The organism is Mesorhizobium sp. M7A.F.Ca.CA.001.10.2.1, assembly GCF_003998575.1.
GTDB lineage: Bacteria > Pseudomonadota > Alphaproteobacteria > Rhizobiales > Rhizobiaceae > Mesorhizobium.
This window is the reverse complement of sequence record NZ_RZQY01000486.1, coordinates 1-4600: the sequence shown is the minus strand read 5'-3', so window position 1 is coordinate 4600 and position 4600 is coordinate 1. Positions and strand designations below refer to the sequence as shown.

General features: G+C 63.5%; 6 protein-coding genes. 1 reads left to right on the top strand and 5 read right to left on the bottom strand.

What is annotated here, in order from left to right; translation table 11 throughout:
* Window positions 1-538: molybdopterin cofactor-binding domain-containing protein (locus tag EN964_RS25375; RefSeq protein ID WP_164775982.1), on the bottom strand; the 538-nt coding region annotated here is incomplete at its 3' end.
* A 2-nt stretch (window positions 539-540) separates the two neighbouring features.
* The gene (locus EN964_RS25370; RefSeq protein WP_127266909.1) at window positions 541-1002 is read right to left on the bottom strand and encodes a (2Fe-2S)-binding protein; all 462 of its coding nucleotides are present in this window, start codon (window positions 1000-1002) and stop codon (window positions 541-543) included.
* Window positions 1003-1124: 122 nt separating this feature from the next.
* On the opposite strand from EN964_RS25370, the gene EN964_RS25365 reads away from it, so the two are divergent.
* Entirely contained in the window at window positions 1125-1721 is a 597-nt protein-coding gene (locus tag EN964_RS25365; RefSeq protein WP_127266910.1) for a TetR/AcrR family transcriptional regulator, read from the top strand.
* A 33-nt stretch (window positions 1722-1754) separates the two neighbouring features.
* Here EN964_RS25365 and EN964_RS25360 read toward each other — a convergent pair whose 3' ends face one another.
* The 3 genes from EN964_RS25360 to EN964_RS25350 form a co-directional block, all read right to left on the bottom strand.
* Window positions 1755-2888, bottom strand: a complete 1134-nt coding sequence (locus EN964_RS25360) for a patatin-like phospholipase family protein (protein ID WP_127270167.1) — start codon at window positions 2886-2888, stop codon at window positions 1755-1757.
* A 46-nt stretch (window positions 2889-2934) separates the two neighbouring features.
* A complete protein-coding gene (locus tag EN964_RS25355; protein ID WP_127270166.1) occupies window positions 2935-3717 on the bottom strand; it encodes a 3-hydroxybutyrate dehydrogenase in 783 nt (260 codons plus the stop codon).
* A gap of 186 nt (window positions 3718-3903) precedes the next feature.
* On the bottom strand, window positions 3904-4600 hold a 697-nt coding region (locus EN964_RS25350), incomplete at its 5' end, for a citrate synthase (RefSeq protein ID WP_127276879.1).

Genomic DNA, 4600 nt, shown 5'->3' with positions numbered 1-4600 from the left:
CGGCAACACCCAGTTCTTGCGCCGCAGCCGCGATCAGCATCTGCCGGGCAGCGGCACCCGCTTGCCGCATCTTGTCAAAACCATCGCGTGTCGAAGCCGAACCGCCGGTGCCCTGCAGGGCAAGGAACTTGCCGGCCACGCCGAGACCCGAGCGCACCGCCTGCGCGGTCATGCTCTCGTCGAAGAAGGCGAACGGACCGCCCTCCTCGAGGATCGCGGCGTTGTAGTAGGCATGGGATGCTGGTCCATGCTCGACCTTGACCCGGTCAAGGCCGACATCGAGCTCTTCGGCGACCATGGCGGCAAGCGTCGTCGAGATGCCTTGCCCCATCTCGGCGCGCGGCGCGACGATGGTGATGGTGTTGTCGGCGCCGATCTTCACATAGGGGTTGAACGTCGCCTCGCCCTTGCCGAGTTCGGCCTCGAGCGGGTTCGGAAAAGGCTTGCGATAGTAGTAATAGCCGACGGCAACGCCGCCCGCGACGGCGGCAGCGCCGATCAGAAACGTGCGGCGGGCGATCTTTCCGACACTGGCCATGGTCAGAGACCCGCCGTCTTGAGCGCCGCGGCCTTCTTGATGGCCGAGCGGATTTTGGGATAGGTGCCGCAGCGGCAGAGATTGCCGCCCATGGCATTGTCGATGTCGGCATCGCTTGGGTTGGCGACTTCGTCGAGCAGCGCCACCGCGCTCATGATCTGGCCGGCCTGGCAGTAGCCGCATTGCGCGACCTGTTCCTCCAGCCATGCCTGCTGCACCGGATGCAGCTTCCCCGCCGTGCCGATGCCTTCAATGGTCGTGATAGCGCCGCTGACCTGCCCAACCGGGAGCGAGCAGGAACGCACCGGCTGACCGTCGACATGAACTGTGCAGGCGCCGCAGGCGGCGATGCCGCAGCCGAATTTCGGCCCTGTCTTGCCAATGAGATCGCGCAGCGCCCACAGCAGCGGCATGTCAGGATCGGCATCGATATCGAAAGACTGACCGTCGACGGTAAGGCGCATGGGGATACCCTTTGTTGTCGTCCACTGCCAAGGCGAAGCGTCCTCTCGACCGTTTCGCTCCGATACAGATTGACAAATTTCGTCATTTTGTCAAATAGGATTTTGCAGGATAGAATTGCTCCATGAACCGGATCGAAGACATCGCCGCCACAGATCCCAAACGCGTCCGCATCCTGGATGGCGCGATGAAGGTGTTTTTGGCCTATGGCTTCACTCGCACCACCATGGACGACATCGCCCGCGCCGCAGACATGTCGCGTCCGGCGCTCTATCTCCTGTTCAAGAACAAGACCGACATTTTCCGCGCCATCGCCATGATGATCCTGTCACGCTCGGTCGAGGCGGCAAAGATTGCCCTATCCGGCGACGGCCCTTTCACCGAGCGCATGATGCGGGCCATCGACGAGGCATTCATCTCGATGATGGGCGCGGTCGTTGCTTCGCCGCACGGCGCCGAATTGCTGGACATGAAATCGAGCCTTGGCGATCTGGTAGGCTGCTGGCGCGGCGGGCTTGGCCAACACATCGGCACCGCGATAGAGCGCGAGGCAGCCAGGAACGGCGTCGACCTGGCGGCCAGAGGCCTGTCGGCGCAACTGCTTGCCGACATGCTGCTCGACGGGCTGGAAGGCATGAAGGCGCGGATCAGAGATCCGGAGGGACAGCGGCAGGCGGCCGCTGCCCTGATCAGGGTGATCGACCTGACCTTGAAGGCATGATTGCGGACCAATCGATGCACATTGATTGGTCGCTCAGGCGCGCCGGCGCTCTGCCTCCGGGTTCTTGCGCGCCGCAAGAAATTCCTTGACCCGCCGGCCAGGTGCCGGACCGCGCACCGGCTTGAAGCCGTCATCGAGTTCGCCGGAGAGATCGAGCGTCGGTCGCTTGCCGACGGCCTCGTAATTCTCTTCCAGCCAGTCGCTGGCGGCGGTGCGGCCGAGATCACGCAGGTAGGTCAGAAACGCCCATTCGGCGTTGACCTTCGAGGACGCCGACAGGTCCTTGAACGCCTCGTCGGCATCGATGCGGTGCATGCGGATATCGCGATACTCGCCATGCGGCAGACGGCCGGCGGCGATCAGTTCCTTGACGAAGGCGATCGAGCGGAATTCGCGCAGCAACCCGGCGTTGAAGGCGATCTCGTCGATGCGGTTCTGGATCTCGTTGGCGCTTCTTGGTGTTCCCTCCCGCACCACCGGATTGATCTGCACCAGAAGCACGTCCTCGGTCGCAGCCGTCTTGAAGAACGGATAAAGCGCCGGGTTGCCGCCATAGCCGCCATCCCAATAGGGCACCCCCTTGATCTCGACAGCACGGAACAGTTGCGGCAGGCAGGCCGAGGCCATCACCGTGTCGAGGTCGATCTCGCCATCGGAAAAGACGCGCAACTGTCCGGTCTCGACATTGGTCGCCGAGATGAACAGTTCCATTGACTTGCAGGCGCGGACATTGTCGAAATCGATCTCCTGCTGAACCACGTCGCGCAGCGGGTTGAAGCCGAGCGGATTGGCGACATAGGGCGAGAACACCCGCGACATGGTGTCGAAGAAGACATAGCCAGGCGTATTCTCGATCGACCAGTTGCCCCAGGCGACATCCCACGGCATGCGGTGTACCGGGCTGAACCGGCCCTTGGCCGCCACCGCGCGCCAGAAATCGTCAAGTTTCTGCCGCGCTCCCTCGACACCTCCGCGCACATATCCGTCGGCCAGCGCCACTGCGTTCATGGCGCCGGCGCTGGTGCCGGACACTGCTGATATCTCCAGCCGTCCGTCCTCCAGCAGGCGGTCGAGCACACCCCAGGAAAAGGCCCCGTGCGAGCCGCCGCCCTGAAGCGCGATGTTGATCTTCTTCTTTGTCTCCTCCGCCTTGCCGTTTTTGGTCATGGCGTCGTCCTTGGTTCGTTTTGGATAGATGAGAAGATTTTGCGCCTCACGCGGCGGTCCAGCCGCCATCGACCGAGAGATGCGTGCCGTTGACCTGCGCTGCCGCGTCCGAGCACAGGAACACCGCCGCTGCCGCGATCTGCTCCACCGTGACGAATTCCTTGGTCGGCTGCTTGTCCAGCATGACCTCACGGATGACGGTCTCGCGATCCATCTGATGGGCTTTCATCTGGTCGGGGATCTGCGCCTCGACCAGCGGCGTCAGCACATATCCGGGGCAGATGGCGTTGCAGGTAATTTTTTCACGCGCCAGTTCGAGTGCAACGGTCTTGGTCAAACCCATGATGCCATGCTTCGCCGAGACATAGGCCGATTTGAACGGCGACGCGACCAGGCCGTGCGCCGAGGCGATGTTGACGATCCGGCCACCGCCGGCCTCCTTCATCAGCGGGATCGCGGCTGCAATGGTGTGGAACGCCGACGACAGGTTGATGGCGATGATGGCGTCCCATTTCTCGATCGGAAAGTCCTCAACCGGCGCGACATGCTGGATGCCGGCATTGTTGACGAGGATATCGACCGATCCGAATGTCTCAGCCGCCTTGGCGACAAGCGCCCGGCATTCCGCCGGTTTCGACATGTCCGCCTTGATGTAGGCGGTTTTCACCCCGTGGTGTTTGGCGATCGCATCAGTGATGGCGTGGTCGGCGGCCGTGTCGGAGAAAGAGTTGACGACGACATTATGGCCTTCGGCCGCCAACGCCTGGGCGATGGCCAGGCCAATGCCCGATGTGGAGCCGGTGATGACTGCGGTTTTTCTGGCGGCCAAGGGCGGAGTCCTCTGGTTGCGGCAAGAGCGAGCTTATGTTGCACTGCAGCATATATGCTCAATGCGACGCAATAACAGCGGCCAGAATTTTTGAGGAGATGAAATTTTCGTCATGAGCGGCCACACGGCCGCTCACCAGGAGGATATCGTTTGGATCGCCGGTCGCTCGCCAGGCGCCGATAAGCCTCAGGCAGCCAGCTCCGGCACCGGCCCGACATAGTGCGACTGCGGGCGGATCAGCCGCCCGGTCGTCTGCTGTTCGCGCGCATGCGCGATCCAGCCGGCGACGCGCCCAGCGGCAAAGACATTGCTGAAGGTTTGTGGCGGAAAGCCCGCCGCCTCCAACAGCAGCGCGGTGTAGAACTCGACATTGGTCTGCAGCGAGCGCGACGGCTTGGCGATCCGCAGCACGTCGAGCGCTACCTGTTCCACTGTCTCCGCGAATGCCAGCCGGCGGCCGGTTTCGCCCTCGCCGCCGAGTTGCCGCACGACGGCCTTCAGCACATCGGCGCGCGGATCGCGCACACGGTAGATGCGGTGCCCGAAACCCATGATGCGCCTGCCGTGCGAGATCTCGTCGCGAAGCCAGCCGGCGGCATCGCCATGCGCCTGGATCGCATCCAGCATCTCGATCACCGGACCGGGCGCCCCGCCATGCAGCGGCCCCTTTAGCGCGCCGAGCCCGGCCAGCACGGAGGATGTCAGGCCGGCCTGCGTCGAGGCCACCACGCGCGTCGCAAAGGTCGACGCATTGAGGCCATGATCGCAGACGGTCACGAGATAGGTATCGAGCGCCTTCGCCAGCGCCGTCGAGGCGACGCTGCCGCTCAGCATCCTCAGCATGTCGGCGGCATGATCGGCGCGGCTGTCCGGCGCGATCGGC